Genomic DNA, 16,141 nt, shown 5'->3' with positions numbered 1-16,141 from the left:
CAACCAGATCATGAGGATTTACGGCCCCGCCTCCGGCGGCGATTCCACAACTGCTTGGTCGCTTCAACCAGATTGATCAAACGGATGTGCCAGCCCACCCAGGTATTGGCATAATGATGAATGGCATACGAGTTCAACCTGGATGCCAGTTCACGGCGCTCGTCCTTAAACCTCATCGACGGAGGCGCCGGGTAGAAAGGAACATGCGAGTGGATGGTGATGTCATCATGATCGCATGCATAGGCCTCGATCCGCTCATCGAAGATCTTAATGCCCATGCGAATGACGTGGAAAGCATGCGGTTCGAAGCGCCGCCTTGGGCGGAACCGATCAACCGTCGCCTGCATGATTTCCAGCAACAAAGGATGCCCAGCTGGCGAGGCAATGAAGGCATTGATGATGAAAGGCCGCCCGCACATGGGGATGCCGATGCCGCCATTTTCGCGCCCCACGATGATGCGGCCGTCCGCCACCAGAGGTTCCAGAGAACGAAGCGCTTCAAAATCCATGTCCGCGTAAATGCCGCCGAACCTGTGCATGTATGCGAGACGGATAAAGTCGATCTTGATGATTGACGGCGTGAAGCGATGAAAGGTCTCCTCAAACTGCGGATAGTGCTCACGGATCAGACGATCATTGTCTTCATCAGTCCACAGCCTATACTCCCAGCCAGGATGGTGCTGCAGCCAGGATTCCTGAAACTCGCGCATGGAGGCTGGCACCTCCCTTGTCTTCCAGGACTGATGAATGATGCGTGGGATCATGGTGTGAGGACAGGCTGCATGCGGCTCTCCAGCCATTTCAACAAGAGGGCAGCGGGAGGACGTTCAAGAAATCGCCGGCGGCATTCGGAGGCACTCGAGCGGACAGACTTGTCCGTCAGACAACGACGCAAAAGCGGGATGGCCCGTGCGGAAGAAAACGAGGCCAGAGGCAGCGCGAATCCAGCACCGGTTTTCACGACTCGCTCCGCATTGTCCGGCTGGTCAAAAACTGAGCAGGCGACGATCTGCGGAACTCCTGCGGCAAGAAACTGGGATACGGTACCGACGCCTCCTGCGTGGACCGCGACATCCATGAATTTGAGCAACCTTGAGTAAGGAGCATAGCTGGCCACATGGACAGAAGGAGGCAAGGACGGGGGGAAATGCGCAGGCTCACCGCAGATGAAAACCGCCTGACAGTCGAGCTGCAAGGCACACTCCAGGGCCGCCCTGAAAAACCCTGCTGCATGCCGCGAACCACCGCCGGCACTGCCAAGAGTGAAAAGCAGCTTTTTGCCTGGCGCCTCCAGGAAAGCGATAAAATCTGCGGACAGGGGAGATTCCTCAGCCAGATCTTCGAGAGGGAAATCCCACTGGAAGGTGTTGGCTGGCCAGTCAGGCTGGGGTTTTCCGAACCAGGACGGGAACAGCGCCAGGACTCCATCGGGTGAGTGGTACCAGTCTTTCCGCAGGCTGCGCGGAGGTCGCACCCCCTGATCAAGGCAGCATTGCCTGAGCACCGGCATGGGCTGGAAATCGCCGGATGCCGCCGCGAGTATCAGTTTGCGCAGAAAGACCGGGAGCTTTCTCAGCACGCGCACCCAGGGCAGTCCGGCGGGCAGATCGTAGGCGCTGATGAATGGAGCAGGCTGGATGTTGGTGGAAACAAACGGAATGCCATGCCTCTCCCGCAGCAACCGCGCCGCGAAGGAGATCATCGGCCCGAGGATTAGATCTGGCCTGCCGCGTGGTGCCACCTCCTCTGCGTAGGCCTGCAGGCAGGCGGCGGTACACCGGTCTGCATAGGCGTGCCCTTGCCGCATGGACTGCGCCCCTGACCACAAGGCAGACTCGTGCGACATCCTCTGAAACTCTCCTCCGTCCTTGATGGAGACAAAGTCGATCCCTGCGCGTGTCGCAGCATCGCGATACATGTCCACCCAAAGCATGGTCACCTCATGCCCCCGCTGTTTCATCTGGCGGCCCAACCAGATGAAGGGCAGCACATCCCCGGCCGTGCCGTGAGGCATGAGAAGGATTCGTTTGCTCATCGGTTAGGAATAATTGGAGGGCTGCATGCGCTGCTCCAGCCATTCCATGAGTGCGCTGGTTGATGGGCGGTTTTTCATGAGCCGCTTCGTGCAGTCGGCGGCTTTTTGACGCATGGCCGCGTCTTCCAGGCATTTCCTCAGGAGAGGCAGCGCCCGTCTGCAGTCGAATTTTCGAATGTCCAGCCCCACCCCAGCCCCCATGCGCTCCAGACGTTCCGCGTTGTCCGGCTGGTCGAAGCCCATGAAGACGATGAACTGCGGCACGCCGGCCTTGAAGCCTTGGGCAGTGGTGCCTATGCCACCATGGTGCACAAAGACGCTGGCGTGCTGGAGCAATGTGCTGAAGGGCGCATACTTCACGGCAAGAACGGTGTCAGGCAGACGGCCGGGCACCTGCCCGAGCTCACGAGTCACAAAGACAGCGCGGCAGCCAAGGCGTGTGCAGAGCTCCAGCGCGGTTTCAAAGAACTCACGGGCGTGCAGGTTCCCGGTGCCGGGCGTGAAGACCACCGGCTTTTCTCCCGCCGCGAGAAAGGCGACGAGTTCAGGCGACATGGATCTTTCTTCTGCGAGGTCTTCAAGCGGGAAGTCCCATTGCAGAGTGTTCACAGGCCAGTCGGGCTGTGCCTTTCCATACCAACCAGGAAACAGGGCCAGAACGCCATCGGGAGAAAGCCACCAGTGGCGCTGGAGATTGCGGGGTGGGGGCACGCCATTTTCGTGGCAGTTTCGACGCACGTGAGGCATGGCAAAACGGTCATATGGCATCACCAATCCAAGGATGATCTTACGCACGAAGACCGGCAGCATTCTCATCAGCCCCGCGCACAGCATGCCACCGCATATCTCATGCGCGCTGATGAAAGCGGGGGGATACAGCACCACCGAAATCAGGGGCAACCCGTGTTTTTCACGCAAAAAACGTGCCGCAAAATTGATGTGAGGCGCGACCAGAAGGGCGGGCATCCCGTCATGCGCCACAGAGGTGGTGAATGCCTTGATGTACTCTTCCATGCACTCTCCCGCGTACGCAAAACCCGCCTGCAATCCCCTGTGGGGCAACCATAAGTCGGGATTCCGAAGGAGTTTCTCAAATCCAGCACCGGGCATCGGCACATAATGAATGCCCGCCCTTTCGGCGGCTGGCTGGAAGGATTCCACCCAGATCATCGTGACGCTGTGCCCCCGCCGGATCAACTGCCGGCCAAGCCAAATATAAGGCAGCACATCACCCGCAGTGCCATGGGGAAGAAGGAAAATTTTACTCATGCAATTTTTTATTCTTTCCTCCGGACATGATTCTCTGCTCAATCCATGCGACCACTGCTTCTGTATCTCTGGCGACGTCGTTCCGGGGGGCCAGCTGGCGCGCCTTTTCCCGCATGTGCGGGTCCGACAGGCAGCGCTGCAGCAAGGGCAGCGCACGTTCGACTGAAAAACGGCTCACAGGGATGCTCAAGCCCACGCCGAGGCGCGCCACGCGTTCCGCGTTGTCATGCTGATCCAGCGCCATCTCCACCACGAGCTGCGGCACACCTGCCGCCAGACTTTGCGCAATGGTGCCAATGCCACCATGATGCACAAACGCGCTGGCGTGCGGCAGCACCGCGCTGAACGGAGCATAGGAAGCGACGAAGATACCCGCAGGCAGGTCAGCAGGCACCTGCGTCGTTTGAGGAGTCAAAAACACAGCGCGGCAGCCGAGTTTTTCTTTCAGGGCGAGCGCGGTTTCAAAAAACTGCCTGGCGTGGTGGTGTCCGGTGCCGGGCGTGAAGACCACGGGGGCCGCCCCGGCATCCAAAAACGCTTTCAGTTCGGGGTCCAGCGGACGCTCTGCCGCCATGTCTTCCATCGGAAAATTCCACTGCAGCAGATTTTGCGGCCAGTCCGGCTGAGGCTGTGCAAACCACGCCGGAAACAGGGCCAGAACTCCGTCAGGAGAGTGCCACCACTGCTTCCACAAGCTCCACGGCTTGGTGACACCGTTTTTGGCGCAACTCCGCCACACGGAGAACAAGGCAAAAACATCGAGCGGGTTCGGGAACGCCAGGATGGCCTTGCGCACCCATACGGGCAGTCTTCTCACCCAGCGAACCAACGGAATGACGAGCGGCACATCATACGCGCTAACAAACATCATGGGGTAGAGATGCACGCTGACCAGCGGGATGCCGCGCTTTTCCCGCATCAGCCTGGCACCAAAGCAGATCATGGGAGCCAGCATCAGATCAGGCATGCCCTCCCTGGCAATGAACGCCTCCACCGCCTCCACATAATCGCCCGTGGCGCGCCCGGCGTGCTGGTAGGCCACTTTGGAGCCATGCCCTGCCCGCCATAAGTGCGGATCGCTCAGCATCTGCTCCAGCGCATCATTGCCGACAGCCGCAAAATTCAGCCCTGCGCTGACGGCATGCTGCTCGTGAAGACGTGCCGTGATCATTGTCACGCGGTGCCCTCTCCGCATCAGCAACCTGCCCAGCCAGATGAATGGAAAAATGCTGCCGGAAGTGCCAAACGGCAGCAGCAGGACATGGCTCATGAGATGGGGTGGCAGGGCTTCATGCGTGATTGGATCCAGGCAAAAAGCACCTCGTGAGAAGGCATCTGCCGCAATTTCGCCGCGCATTCTAGCGCAGCCTGACGAATTTCAATGCCCTCCAGAAGGTGTTTCAGCTCATGCGCCACACGCTCAGGCGTGAACTGCCGCACGTTGAGCCCCCTGCCAGCGCCGAGGCGTTCCAGACGGTCCGCGTTGTCGGGCTGATCATGGGCCATCGCCATGATGAGCTGCGGCACACCGGCGGCAAAACCTTGGGACATCGTGCCGATGCCGCCGTGATGCACAAACACCGCGGCATGCTTCAGCAGCGTGCTGAAAGGCGCGTATTCGACCGTGAGAATACTGGATGGCAAATTGGGCGGCACCTGCTTAGGCTCGCGCGTGACAAAGACTGCACGGCAGCCGATTCGCTCGACGGCTTCCGCAGCGACAGCAAAAAAGCGTGATGCCTGCACATTCGCACTGCCCGGGGTGAAGATGACCGGGGGCTCTCCGTGTGCGAGAAACGCCTGCAACTCCGGCTGCAGCGTCTGCTCCCTGGCGAGGTCTTCGAGTGGAAAGGTCCATTGCAGCAGATTGGCCGGCCAGTCTGGCTGCGGCGCTGCGAACCATGCGGGAAACAAGGCGAGCACGCCATCCGGTGAGTCCCACCACTCACGCCACAGACTGCGCGGCGGTTTGACGCCATTCGCCGCACAGATGCGGCGCACTTTGGGCAGCGCGAAGAGATCGACAGGATTCGGCAGTGAGAAGATCAGCTTTTTGAAACCCGCAGGCAGCTTGTTGAAGAGGCGCATGAGCGGATGCAGCAGCGGTGTCTCATGCACGCTCAAAAAAACGGCGGGCTGCAAATGCACAGTGATCAACGGGATGCCATGCTTCTCACGAGCCAAGCGCCCGGCAAATGCGGTGACGGGAGCCAGCATCAGATCAACTTTTCCGCAGCTCTCGATGGCCGCGAGATAAGGCTCGACGGATTTGGCGGCGAACTCAAACACGACCTTGGTGCCGATGCCGGACTTCCAGATGCGGGGGTCTCGGATCATGGCCTCGAACTCATCTCTTTCTCCGAGAGAAATGAACTCAATGCCGACTTTGCGCGCCTGCTCTTCAAACAGACATGCCGTAATCATTCTCACGCGGTGTCCGCGCGCCGTGAGCTGCCTTCCCAGCCAGATGAAGGGAAACACATCGCCGGCACTGCCGAAGGGAAGCAAAAGAATCTCAGCCATGCGTCCAGCGTTTGAGCAACGCAGGCAGGGCCTGCGGACGCGACATTGTCACATAGATGCCTCCGACCACCGCACTGGCTCCACAGAACCAGAAAATGTCCCCGGGCGTCCAGCCAAGGCGGATGTTCAGCTCCTTTTGCAGCAAAGCGGCGGCACTGATGCCCACCCACGACAGCCACGAGGCCGCTCCCTGCACCGAGCCTTTGCGGTCTGCCGGCGGCCGGTGCTGCAGCACGGCAGCAAGCGGCACAATGAACATGCCACCGCCGATGCCCAGCAGGGTGAGGCAGACAGTGAATGCCGATTTGGAAATGTCGGTCAGCCCGAGCGCGAAACCCATGCTCGCCATGAGGAAGGCCCCAAGCGGAATGAGACCATACTCCACATGATCCCCGCTCAATTTTCCCGCGAGCAAGCTGCCCGCCGCCATGCCGACGGCAAGCGCGACCTGCAAGGCGCTGTTTTCCATAGGCTTGATGTGCAGCACCTGCTCCGCATAGAGAACCAGGTTCATCTGAATGAGCACGGCGATGAAAAAGAAGCCCGTGTTGCCGAGATTCGCCCGCCACAGATCGCGGTCCTTGCGCATCCATTTGAATTCACGCCACAGGTCACCCAGGAAGTTGATGCGCAGCGGTTTGTCAGGGCTCGCGGCAGGCACGCGCGTGATGCCCAGGCTCATGAGCCAGCCAGCAAAAGCGAGGGCCAGCAGAATGCCGCCCGACCACGCCGGCCTGCCAGCAAAGCTCTCCGCCAGCCAGGCGGCGGCCAGGGTGCCGAAGATGGCCGCGAGGAAGGTGAGCATCTCGATCACGCCATTGGCCCACGAAAGCTTTGCAGGAGGCACCACTTCAGGCAGCGAACCGTACTTGGATGCCGCAAAGAAGGCACTGTGAACTCCCATGAGGCAGATGCTCAAGAGTTGCAGCCCCATCCTACCGGAAGCCAGCGCATAGGTGGCGAAGATCATGATGCCGATCTCCATGATCTTCACGCCTATCATCACATGCCGTTTGCTGAAGCGGTCTGCCATCCAGCCGCCAAACATGGAGAGCAGCAGGAAGGGAATGGCGAAGTACATGCCCGAATCCGACACGAGCGCGTCGAGCTGCTCCTTGGGCAGCTTCTGAGCGATCACCAGATAGATGACCAGCCACTTGAGCACGTTGTCAGAGAAGGCTCCTTGAAACTGAGTGCCCATCAGGCTCCAGAAGCCGCGCTGCCAGCTGGATTGAAGAGTTGGAGGGGAAGAAGCATTCATGCGCGTTTGGCGGCGGCTTGTTCGGGCGTGGGACAGATTTTCTTCAGAACAAAGTGTGTCGGCACAAAGACCACGAAGATGAGCAGCGCAAGCCATGTGACGAGATAAAGTTCGGGGCTCATCCAAGTCTGGGGGTGCGCGTCGTCCATACCGAAAACGTAGTTCACATTACGCGGCAGATTGGGGTCGGAAAGAATGGCACCGGCCTTCGGCATCCAAAAATAGGCCACGAGGCACGAGGCCGAGGCCACCACCGTCCAGCCTTTGAGGGCACGCCTGTCATAGCCCAGCCTGAACACGAGCCAGGCCAGCAGAAAGGGCAGCCAGCCGTGGAAGAGAGACAGGCTGCGCAGAAACAAAGGCTTGGTCTCATCAACCATGTAGGCCGTCATTCCCGTCATCTTGAAACCGCAGAGCTGTGCGGCAAAGTCCACGCACCACAACGCCTGAGGCATCAGGATTCCCACCGCTGGCAAGGAGAGGAGCAGCGGACTTTCCCGCCATATCCCGAACAGCGTGAAGACAAGGGCGATGTCGCAGAAATAGAGGAAGTTCGTCGGGCCGTAGTGATACCAGTAAACGGGAATCAAAACCGCCATGAAGGCAGTGTAGGCAAGCTTGAGCCAGAGCGGGATGGCGTGGGCGGATGGAGTGTTGCTGTTCATGCATCAGGAGCATCCAACCATCGGCCCAGTCTGACCAATCGACCGTCTGTGAGCTTGCATTGAGAAAATGCATGACCCGCCGCCATCAGGCGCGTCAGGCCTACTGCACGCTCAGGCAGACCATGTCACCGGCGGCGTTGCGCACGTAGATGTGCCCGTTGGCAAGCACCGGAGCGCTCCAGCAACGGCCGGTGAGCACCGGGGTGCGGGAGATGGGCTCAAACTTAGTGGCGCTGGCCTTGGCGATGATGAGCTCGCCTTTGGCGGTCATGATGATGAGCTTGCCATCGGCTGCCATGAGAGAACAGAAGCCGACATCGGCGGCGCTCCACTTCTCCGTGCCCGTGGCAAAATCGATGCACTTCAGGCTGGCGGATTTGTCTGAATCGCCATCGCTGCCATACAGATGACCGTCAATCAGCACGCTGGAGTTGAATTGGTTTTTCATCACCCGGCTTCGCCAGATCTCCTTGGGTTCGGCGGAGGCGAGATCGAGCAAGGCGCAGCCTTTGTTGTAGCCGGAGGAGATGAAGAGCTGCGTGCCGCTGAGGATAGGATCTGCCGCATTCACGCCGTAGCTGGTGGACCAAGTGTGCTCCCACAGCACGCTGCCGTTGCTGGGGTCGACACCTTTGTAGGCGCGGCCGGAACTCAGCACGACCTGCGACTTGCCATTCACTGTGATGGGATACGGCGTGCAGTAGCCGGAGCTGGCCTTGTCGCTGGTCCACACGGTCTTCCCCGTGGCTTTGTCAACGGCAGTGCCGGCTTTGCCAACGTTCACTATGAGGAGCTTGCCAGCGACCAGCGGCGAGCCTGCGAAACCCCAGTCCGGGATGTCAGCCTCGGTTTCCTTCTGGATGTTTTTCTGCCACACGACCTTGCCCGTGGCGGCATCAAAACAAATCAGGTCGCCCCAGCGGCTCAGATGGTATGCCTTGCCATCTTCAATCGTCGGCGTGGCGGAGGTGCCGCCTTCATAATACTTATCCCCGAGGTCGGCGGCGTAGGCGTGCTTCCAGACTTCCTTGCCAGTGGTGGCGTCAAAGCAGAAGACCGTGTCCTTGCCGTCCGCATGCCCTGTGGTGTAAACGCGACCGGCAGCCACGGTGAAAGAGGCAAAGCCGATGCCAATCTGTGCCTCCCAGACCTTTTTGACCGCCGTCCCCGCCAGTTTCTCACTTGAGATACCGTCATGATTGGGGCCGCGCCAGACCGGCCAGTCAGCGGCTTGCAGGGCTGTGGTGGCAAGAAGGAGAAGGAGCGTGGATTTCATACCCCCAGAATGGAGCGGGAACGGCCTGAAATGGCAAGCTTGATCTCGATTGCGCCGCAGTGTTCCATTCCTGCGCTGCCAGTGCGGTTTGCACTCGCCGTCCGCCTGTTCTTGTGCTTTTTCACCTGCCCATGCCAGCCACCGCCACGATCACCAACATCTCCTGCTATCAGTTCGCCGACCTTTCCGGATTGAAGGACATGCGTGCCCGCCTCCTGGAACGCTGCAAAGAGCTGGGACTCAAGGGAACCATTTTGCTGAGCACGGAAGGCATCAACATGTTTGTGGCAGGCGTGCGGGAGAATGTGGATGCTCTTATGGATGAACTGCGCGCCATTCCAGGGCTGGAAGGACTGAAGCCCAAATACAGCGAGAGCACGGAACAGCCGTTCCGCCGCATGCTGGTGCGCATCAAGAAGGAGATCATCGCCTTCGGTGTCGAAGGCATCGAACCGGCAAAGTACACCTCGCCACGCCTTGAGCCCAAGGTGCTGAAGCAGTGGCTGGATGAAGGCCGCCCGGTCATTCTGTATGACACACGCAATGACTACGAAGTGAAACTGGGCACCTTCAAAGGCGCCGTCGTGGCGGGTGTCGATTCCTTCCGCGAATTCCCCGAGGCGGTGCGCCGCCTGCCACCGGAGATGAAGAAGGCGGAGATCGTGTCTTTCTGCACCGGCGGCATCCGCTGTGAGAAAGCCGCGCCCTTCATGGAGCGCGAGGGCTTTGAGCATGTGTGGCAGCTTGAGGGCGGCATTCTGAAGTACTTTGAGGAATGCGGCAGCGCGCATTACGACGGCGAGTGCTTTGTCTTCGACCAGCGTGTGGGCGTCGATCCCGGCCTGCATGAGACCGCCTCCTCGCAGTGCTTTGCCTGCCAGACTCCGCTCACAGCGGAAGAGCAGGCCGACCCCCGCTATGTGGAGCATGTCTCCTGCCCGTACTGCTTTAAAACCTCCGAGGAGCAGCAGCGCGAGAATCTGGCGCAGCGCCATGCGGCGATCCTCCAGGCGGTGACGCCGCTGCCGGGCAGTGTGCCCTATGATCAAACGCGGCCGCTGAATGTACCGGAGGCCTGTGATCACGCCACCATTCTGGACTGCCTCTGCCACGTGATGCCGCACATCCCGCGCGAGCAATGGCTCGCGGTCTGTGAAGAAGGACGCATGGTGACGGATGAGCGCGTGATCGTGCCGGCTCACCAAATCGTGCGCGCCGGGGAGCGCTACCTGCACCTGAAGCCTGCCCAGCGCGAACCGGATGTGAATGCGGACATCCGCGTGCTGTTTGAAGATGAGGCCATCATCGTCCTCAACAAACCCGCCCCGCTGCCGGTGCATGTGGGCGGCAGGTTCAACCGCAACACGCTGCAGTTCATCCTCAACACCGTCTGGCATCCGCTGAAGCCGCGCAGCGTGCATCGCCTCGACGCCAGTACAACGGGCGTGACCGTGCTGTGCAAGACACGCCACTTCGCCAGCTTTGTGCAGCCACAGTTTGAGCGTGGAGAGGTCGAGAAGCTTTATCTTGCCCGCGTGAAAGGACACCCGCCACAGGATGCCTTCACCTGTGATGCGCCCATCAGTGATGAAGCCGGCAAACTGGGTGGCCGCTCCGTTGATGCCGAAGGACAGGAGGCCAGGACAGAGTTCCGCGTGCTGCGGCGCGATGCCGATGGCACCGCACTCCTTGAGGCCCGCCCGCTCACCGGACGAACGAATCAAATTCGCATCCATCTCTGGCATCTCGGCTTCCCGATTCTCGGCGATGCCGCGTATCTGGCCGATGGCGAAGTCGGCGAGACGCAGACCCTGGCCGTGGGAGATCCCCCGCTCTGCCTGCATGCCCTGCGCATCACCTTCACGCATCCTTTGACGAAGGAACGCGTGACGTTTGAAGCAGAGCCGCCAGAATGGGCAAAATGAACCTCACTCTTGCCGACCCTCTTTATCGCCAGAACCTGAAGGCGCTCTACCGAGACACGTTGCTCAAGGACGTGATGCCCTTCTGGATGAAGCACGGCATGGACCGTGAGTTTGACGGCATCATCACCTCGCTGGATCGCGATGGATCCATCCTGGACACGGACAAGAGCATCTGGTTCCAGGGCCGTGCGGCCTGGACGCTTTCCACATTGTACAACACCGTGGAGAAGCGCAGTGACTGGATCGAGGCGGCGGGATCGTGCCTGGCGTTTCTGGAGAAGCATGGCTACTCCACGGATGGAAAACTGTTCTTCACCGTCACCCGCGAAGGCAGACCGCTGCGCATGCGGCGCTATGTATTCAGCGAGGCCTTTGCAGCCATTGCCCATGCAGCCTATGCCAAGGCCACGGGCGATGAGGGCTACGCAGAAAGGGCCAGGAGAGATTTCGCCACCTATTTGAAATACTCCTTCGAGAAAGGTTTGATGCACCCGAAGATCGAGCCGAACACGCGGCCGATGATGGGCATCGGGGCCTTGATGATCGGCATTGCCACGGCGCAGGAACTGCGCGCCAACCTCGGTGATGTGAAGATTTCAGGACATAGCTGCACGGAGTGGGTGGACCGCTTTATTTTGGAGATTCAGCAGTTCTTCTTTAAACCAGACATCGGGGCCCTGATGGAGGTCGTTTCACCGGATGGCGCGCTCATCGACCACTTCGACGGCCGAACCCTGAACCCGGGGCATGCGCTGGAGTGTGCGTGGTTCATCCTGCATGAGGGCCGCTGGTGGGGGGAAAAGAGCTACATCAAGCTTGGGCTGGAAATCCTCGACTGCATGTGGAAACGCGGCTGGGACGAAGAGCACGGCGGCATTTTCTATTTCCGCGATGTGCTGGGGAAACCGGTGCAGGAATACTGGCACGACATGAAATTCTGGTGGCCGCACAACGAGGCCATCATCGCCACGCATCTGGCCTGGCACATCACCGGGGATGCCAAGTACGCCACGTGGCACCAGCAGGTGCATGACTGGAGTTTTGCACACTTTCCCGATGCGGCCCACGGCGAGTGGTTTGGCTACCTCCATCGTGATGGCAGCCCCTCCTCGCTGCTGAAGGGCAGCATGTGGAAGGGCCCGTTCCATCTGCCGCGCATGCTGTGGTACTGCGGGCAGCTGCTGGAAGAACACGGCATTCCGTCAGATTCCCTGTAACAAAAGCCTGAGAGGAGGGTTGAGCACCTGAGCGGCGCCCGCTAGCTTGCTAACCACCATGGCCATTACCATCGACGAGATACTCCAAGCCGCCGAAGACCACCAGGCGAGTGACATTTTCCTGCAGGAAGGCGAGGTGCCGCGCATGAAGATAGCCGAGCAGCTCATGATTTTCGGCGACGAACCGCTGCTGCTGCCTCAGATGGCCGGGCTCTGGCAGGCCTGCGGCGGAGACACGCTCAATGACACGGATCGTGACTCCGGCCTGGTGTCACGCACTCATGTGCGCTTCCGTGTGAACCTGCACAAAGTGCTGGGCCGCATGGCGGCCGTGCTGCGCCGCATCCGCACGGACATCCCTGCCCTGCACACATTGGGTGCGCCGGACTGGCTGCTGCAGCGCTGGGCTCAGAAGCAAAACGGCATGATCCTCGTCACCGGCGCCACAGGACAGGGCAAATCGACCACCCTGGCGGCGCTGCTGCAGTGGATGAATGAAAACATCGCAAGGCATGTGATAACGATCGAAGATCCGGTGGAGTACATCTTTGCCAACAACCGCTGCCTCTTCACCCAGCGTGAGGTCGGGCGTGATACGCCCACTTTTGCCCGTGGGCTGCGCAGCGCCATGCGGCAGGCGCCGGATGTGATTTTTGTGGGAGAAATTCGCGACCAGGAAACGGCCCTGACCGCACTCCAGGCCTGTGAGACGGGCCATCTTGTGCTTGCCTCGATGCATTCCGCCACCGTCTCCGAAACGATGGAGCGCTTTGTGAACCTCTTCCCGCCGGAGCAGCTCGGCATGGGGCTGCACCTGCTGGCACATCAGCTGGTCGGAGTTTTGTGCCAGAAGCTCGTTCAGAATGTCCATGGCAAGCTTTTCATGCTGGCTGAGCACCTGGAGAACGGTGGTGCCGCGCGTGATTGGATCGCAAAACGGAACCTTTCCGGCATCACCGACTACATGAGCCGGGGCAGCGATCCCAGCACGAGGACATTCCTGCACTCGACCGTGGCGGCTTACCAAAACGGCATCATCTCCGAAGCTGAAGCCGTGGCCTCCGTGGGCAACGAGGCTGAATTTCGCCGTGCGGCACGCGGCATCTCCTGAGCCCCTCCTTTTTCATCCTCATGCGCTCTCACGACCTCATCGAATACCTGGCCATGGTCACAAACCAAGGCGGCTCGGACTTGCACCTCAGCGTGGATGCCCCACCCACGGGCCGCCTCCATGGCCAGCTCCAGCCGCTGACGGATGAGATTCTGGAAGCGGGAGACATCCGAGAGCTCGTCTTTGCAGTTTTGAAGGAAACCCAGCGCGCCAAACTGGAGCAGGACTGGGAGCTGGACTTCGCCATTCAGGTGGAAAACCTGGGGCGCTTTCGTGGCAACGCCTGCTACGTGCTGGGCCGCGTCGAGGCCTCGTTTCGCTTCATCCCTGAGCAGATTCCCGAGCTGCGTGATCTTGGGCACGGGCCGACGGTGGAAAGCCTGTGCAATCTGCGCGACGGGCTGATCCTCGTCACCGGGACCAGCAACTCAGGCAAGACAACGACGCTGAGCTCGATGACGCAGCACATTTCCCGGCAACGGCAGGCCAACATTGTGAGCATCGAAGACCCCATTGAGTATGTGTTCAAGCACTCGCGCAGCCTGGTGCGTCAGCGTCAGGTGGGCAGCGACACGCACACCTTTGCACAGGCTCTGCGCAGCGCGCTGCGGCAGGACGCGAATGTGATCATCATCAGCGAGCTGCGGGATCTCGAAACCATCAGCACCGCCCTGACAGCGGCTGAAACCGGCCACCTCGTCATCAGCACGCTGCACACGCAGGATGCACCATCGACCGTCATGCGTGTGATGGATGCCTTTCCTGAAGATCAGCAGGACTTCGTCGCCTCTCAGCTCGCGCACAGCCTGCAAGGTGTGATCTGTCAGAACCTGCTCTCCAGGCTTGACCAGGAGGGACGGGTCATGGCTTCGGAAATCATGGTCAACAACCAGGGCATCGCCTCCTGCATCCGCTCCCGGAGGCTCCAGCAGCTGCCCAGCCTGATCCAGATCGGAGCCAACGACGGCATGCATACCATTGATGACAGCGTGACCCATCTGGCGATTCATGGCTTCATTTCGCTCGACGACGCGCTGCTGCGAGCACGCGACAAGGACTTCGTGATCGCCGGCTATGAGCGCAAGATGCGTGAGCGTGAGGGCAGGAAGCGCTGAGGCACAAAAAAGCGGAACCAGTCGCCCGGTTCCGCTTTCTAAACGCTGATCATGCCAGCGCCGTGGGGACTACTTGTTCTTGGCGTCGAATTTGGCTTTGCACTTCTCGCAGCAGAAAGCGACGGTTTTGCCGTCTTTGCCGGTGCTGGTGATGCTGGGGTCAGCAGGCTTGCCGCTGATGGGGCATTTGTCGGCAGCCATGGCGGCCGAAGCGAAGGAGAGGGCGCAGATGGTGAGCAGTGTTTTCATCGATTTGTATGGGTATGGGTGTGACCGGTGAAATGACCGGCCAATGCTCGAAACGTATGAAACAGGGCGTTTCTTGTCGATCTTTGAGCGTTCCTTGCCCGATCTGCCAGAAAACCACCCGCGGCCTGCTACTCCCCAAAACCATGTCTTTCCTCTCCCGTGAAGCCACCGTCGCCAGCCCTGGATTCAGCCGCTGGCTAGTACCGCCCGCAGCCATCGCTGTTCACATGTGCATCGGGCAGGTGTATGGGTTCAGCGTTTTCAAGAAGCCGCTCGCCAGGGCTCTGAGCATCACCGCTCCCGGTGCGGGCGATTGGAGCGAAGCCGATGTCGGCGTGGCCTACTCGATCGCGCTCGCCCTGCTCGGGCTCTCGGCAGCTTTTTTCGGCAAGTGGGTGGAACGCAGCGGCCCGCGCAAGACCATGCTCGCCAGCATGCTCTGCTTTTGCAGCGGTCTGGTGCTCACCTCACTCGCCGTGCGCTGGCATCAGCTCTGGCTGCTGTATGCGGGCTACGGATTGATCGGCGGCATTGGGCTGGGACTCGGCTACATTGCACCGGTTTCCACCTTGATGAAATGGTTCCCTGACCGGCCCGGCATGGCCACAGGCATGGCGATCATGGGATTCGGCGGCGGTGCGCTTATCGGCGGGCCGCTGGCCGAGGAATTGATGAAGCACTTTTCCACTGCAAGATCCGTCGGGGCCAGTGAGACGCTGCTGGTGATGGCGGGTCTTTATGCCATCTCGATGCTGTTTGGGGCTTTGATCGTACGGGTGCCGCCTGAAGGCTGGCAACCCGCTGGCTGGGTGCCCAAGGAGCATGTTTCAAAACTGGTCACGACCGCCAATGTCGCCGTGGACACCGCCTGGAAGACACCTCAATTTTGGACGCTCTGGGTCGTGCTCTGCATGAATGTGAGCGCCGGCATCGGCATCCTCGGACAGGCCTCGCCGATGATTCAGGATATGTTCAAGGTCACGCCAGCCGCAGCGGCCGGATACGTCGGCCTGCTTTCGCTCTGCAATCTCGGCGGCCGGTTTTTCTGGTCTTCCATGTCCGACTTCATCGGGCGCAAGGGCATCTACTGCATCTACTTCATTCTGGGGGCCGCCCTGTATGCCAGCGTGCCGTGGATCCAGGGCCAGGGCAGCGTGACGCTGTTCGTGGCCGCCACCGGGCTGATCCTCACGATGTATGGCGGCGGTTTTGCCACCATCCCGGCCTACTTGCGCGATCTCTTTGGCAGCTATCAGGTAGGCGCGATCCATGGCCGGCTCATCACCGCCTGGTCCATGGCTGCGATCATCGGCCCGCAGCTCATGGACCGCCTGTCTGTGGCCAACAAAAAAATCATGCCTCCCGAACAGGCCTACAACTCGATCTTTCACCTCATGGTGGGCCTGCTCGTTGTCGGTCTGATCTCCAACCTGCTTGTCCGCCCTGTCGATTCCAAGCACCACATCGCTGAAAACGCCCAAGCCTGACTCCCGCC

Annotated in this window: 14 protein-coding genes and 2 pseudogenes; 6 read left to right on the top strand and 10 right to left on the bottom strand. The window is 60.1% G+C overall.

Translation table 11 applies throughout. The annotated features are described in order from the left end of the window. Window positions 1–8: 8 nt before the first annotated feature. From ACZ5WW_RS19505 to ACZ5WW_RS19465, 9 genes and pseudogenes are all read right to left on the bottom strand, one after another. The gene (locus ACZ5WW_RS19505) at window positions 9–764 is read right to left on the bottom strand and encodes a glycosyltransferase family 32 protein (RefSeq protein WP_377169086.1); all 756 of its coding nucleotides are present in this window, start codon (window positions 762–764) and stop codon (window positions 9–11) included. After that, on the bottom strand, window positions 761–2,035 hold the full coding sequence (locus ACZ5WW_RS19500; RefSeq protein WP_377169084.1) for a glycosyltransferase: 1,275 nt from the start codon (window positions 2,033–2,035) through the stop codon (window positions 761–763). The genes ACZ5WW_RS19505 and ACZ5WW_RS19500 overlap by 4 nt, the downstream gene beginning before the upstream one ends. 3 nt (window positions 2,036–2,038) lie before the next feature. Continuing rightward, window positions 2,039–2,746, bottom strand: coding sequence for a glycosyltransferase (locus tag ACZ5WW_RS19495; RefSeq protein WP_377169225.1), 708 nt, complete (start codon window positions 2,744–2,746; stop codon window positions 2,039–2,041). A gap of 186 nt (window positions 2,747–2,932) precedes the next feature. Further along, a pseudogene (locus tag ACZ5WW_RS19490) lies at window positions 2,933–3,304 on the bottom strand (glycosyltransferase); the annotation flags it as partial. Beyond that, window positions 3,297–4,574, bottom strand: a complete 1,278-nt coding sequence (locus ACZ5WW_RS19485) for a glycosyltransferase (RefSeq protein ID WP_377169082.1) — start codon at window positions 4,572–4,574, stop codon at window positions 3,297–3,299. The pseudogene ACZ5WW_RS19490 and the gene ACZ5WW_RS19485, both read right to left, overlap by 8 nt. Beyond that, window positions 4,571–5,827, bottom strand: coding sequence for a glycosyltransferase (locus ACZ5WW_RS19480; RefSeq protein WP_377169080.1), 1,257 nt, complete (start codon window positions 5,825–5,827; stop codon window positions 4,571–4,573). Before ACZ5WW_RS19480 ends, ACZ5WW_RS19485 begins: the two co-directional genes overlap by 4 nt. Beyond that, entirely contained in the window at window positions 5,820–7,088 is a 1,269-nt protein-coding gene (locus ACZ5WW_RS19475; RefSeq protein WP_377169078.1) for an MFS transporter, read from the bottom strand. Before ACZ5WW_RS19475 ends, ACZ5WW_RS19480 begins: the two co-directional genes overlap by 8 nt. Continuing rightward, window positions 7,085–7,753: a hypothetical protein gene (locus ACZ5WW_RS19470; RefSeq protein WP_377169076.1), complete on the bottom strand. Its 669-nt coding sequence runs from the start codon at window positions 7,751–7,753 to the stop codon at window positions 7,085–7,087. The genes ACZ5WW_RS19475 and ACZ5WW_RS19470 overlap by 4 nt, the downstream gene beginning before the upstream one ends. A 100-nt stretch (window positions 7,754–7,853) precedes the next feature. Continuing rightward, entirely contained in the window at window positions 7,854–9,029 is a 1,176-nt protein-coding gene (locus tag ACZ5WW_RS19465) for an outer membrane protein assembly factor BamB family protein (RefSeq protein WP_377169074.1), read from the bottom strand. A 131-nt stretch (window positions 9,030–9,160) separates the two neighbouring features. Here ACZ5WW_RS19465 and ACZ5WW_RS19460 point away from each other — a divergent pair. The 5 genes and pseudogenes from ACZ5WW_RS19460 to ACZ5WW_RS19440 form a co-directional block, all read left to right on the top strand. After that, window positions 9,161–9,994: pseudogene (locus ACZ5WW_RS19460) on the top strand (sulfurtransferase); the annotation flags it as partial. 48 nt (window positions 9,995–10,042) lie between these two features. Continuing rightward, window positions 10,043–10,954 (top strand): RluA family pseudouridine synthase, encoded by a 912-nt coding sequence (locus ACZ5WW_RS19455; RefSeq protein WP_464694260.1) that lies wholly within the window; start codon window positions 10,043–10,045, stop codon window positions 10,952–10,954. Continuing rightward, complete coding sequence (locus tag ACZ5WW_RS19450; RefSeq protein WP_377169070.1) at window positions 10,951–12,171, top strand: AGE family epimerase/isomerase; 1,221 nt, start codon at window positions 10,951–10,953, stop codon at window positions 12,169–12,171. Before ACZ5WW_RS19455 ends, ACZ5WW_RS19450 begins: the two co-directional genes overlap by 4 nt. A 58-nt stretch (window positions 12,172–12,229) precedes the next feature. Further along, a complete protein-coding gene (locus ACZ5WW_RS19445; RefSeq protein ID WP_377169068.1) occupies window positions 12,230–13,282 on the top strand; it encodes a type IV pilus twitching motility protein PilT in 1,053 nt (350 codons plus the stop codon). 20 nt (window positions 13,283–13,302) lie between these two features. Then, window positions 13,303–14,397 carry a type IV pilus twitching motility protein PilT gene (locus ACZ5WW_RS19440; RefSeq protein ID WP_377169066.1) on the top strand — a complete coding sequence of 365 codons (1,095 nt, stop codon included), beginning with the start codon at window positions 13,303–13,305 and terminating at the stop codon, window positions 14,395–14,397. 69 nt (window positions 14,398–14,466) lie between these two features. On the opposite strand, the gene ACZ5WW_RS19435 is transcribed toward ACZ5WW_RS19440, so the two are convergent. Continuing rightward, entirely contained in the window at window positions 14,467–14,646 is a 180-nt protein-coding gene (locus tag ACZ5WW_RS19435) for a hypothetical protein (protein WP_377169064.1), read from the bottom strand. Between the two features lie 143 nt (window positions 14,647–14,789). On the opposite strand from ACZ5WW_RS19435, the gene ACZ5WW_RS19430 reads away from it, so the two are divergent. Further along, entirely contained in the window at window positions 14,790–16,133 is a 1,344-nt protein-coding gene (locus ACZ5WW_RS19430; RefSeq protein ID WP_377169062.1) for an L-lactate MFS transporter, read from the top strand. Window positions 16,134–16,141: the final 8 nt, after the last annotated feature.

It is taken from the genome of Prosthecobacter fluviatilis (assembly GCF_055388355.1).
Note: the sequence above shows the minus strand (reverse complement) of the source record. Positions and strands in the feature narration are given on the sequence as shown.

Coding starts and splice junctions, on each gene's coding strand:
- ACZ5WW_RS19505 (WP_377169086.1), bottom strand. CDS start 764: ATGATCCCACGCATCATTCATCAGTCCTGGAAGACAAGGGAGGTGCCA.
- ACZ5WW_RS19500 (WP_377169084.1), bottom strand. CDS start 2,035: ATGAGCAAACGAATCCTTCTCATGCCTCACGGCACGGCCGGGGATGTG.
- ACZ5WW_RS19485 (WP_377169082.1), bottom strand. CDS start 4,574: ATGAGCCATGTCCTGCTGCTGCCGTTTGGCACTTCCGGCAGCATTTTT.
- ACZ5WW_RS19480 (WP_377169080.1), bottom strand. CDS start 5,827: ATGGCTGAGATTCTTTTGCTTCCCTTCGGCAGTGCCGGCGATGTGTTT.
- ACZ5WW_RS19475 (WP_377169078.1), bottom strand. CDS start 7,088: ATGAATGCTTCTTCCCCTCCAACTCTTCAATCCAGCTGGCAGCGCGGC.
- ACZ5WW_RS19470 (WP_377169076.1), bottom strand. CDS start 7,753: ATGAACAGCAACACTCCATCCGCCCACGCCATCCCGCTCTGGCTCAAG.
- ACZ5WW_RS19465 (WP_377169074.1), bottom strand. CDS start 9,029: ATGAAATCCACGCTCCTTCTCCTTCTTGCCACCACAGCCCTGCAAGCC.
- ACZ5WW_RS19450 (WP_377169070.1), top strand. CDS start 10,951: ATGAACCTCACTCTTGCCGACCCTCTTTATCGCCAGAACCTGAAGGCG.
- ACZ5WW_RS19445 (WP_377169068.1), top strand. CDS start 12,230: ATGGCCATTACCATCGACGAGATACTCCAAGCCGCCGAAGACCACCAG.
- ACZ5WW_RS19440 (WP_377169066.1), top strand. CDS start 13,303: ATGCGCTCTCACGACCTCATCGAATACCTGGCCATGGTCACAAACCAA.
- ACZ5WW_RS19435 (WP_377169064.1), bottom strand. CDS start 14,646: ATGAAAACACTGCTCACCATCTGCGCCCTCTCCTTCGCTTCGGCCGCC.
- ACZ5WW_RS19430 (WP_377169062.1), top strand. CDS start 14,790: ATGTCTTTCCTCTCCCGTGAAGCCACCGTCGCCAGCCCTGGATTCAGC.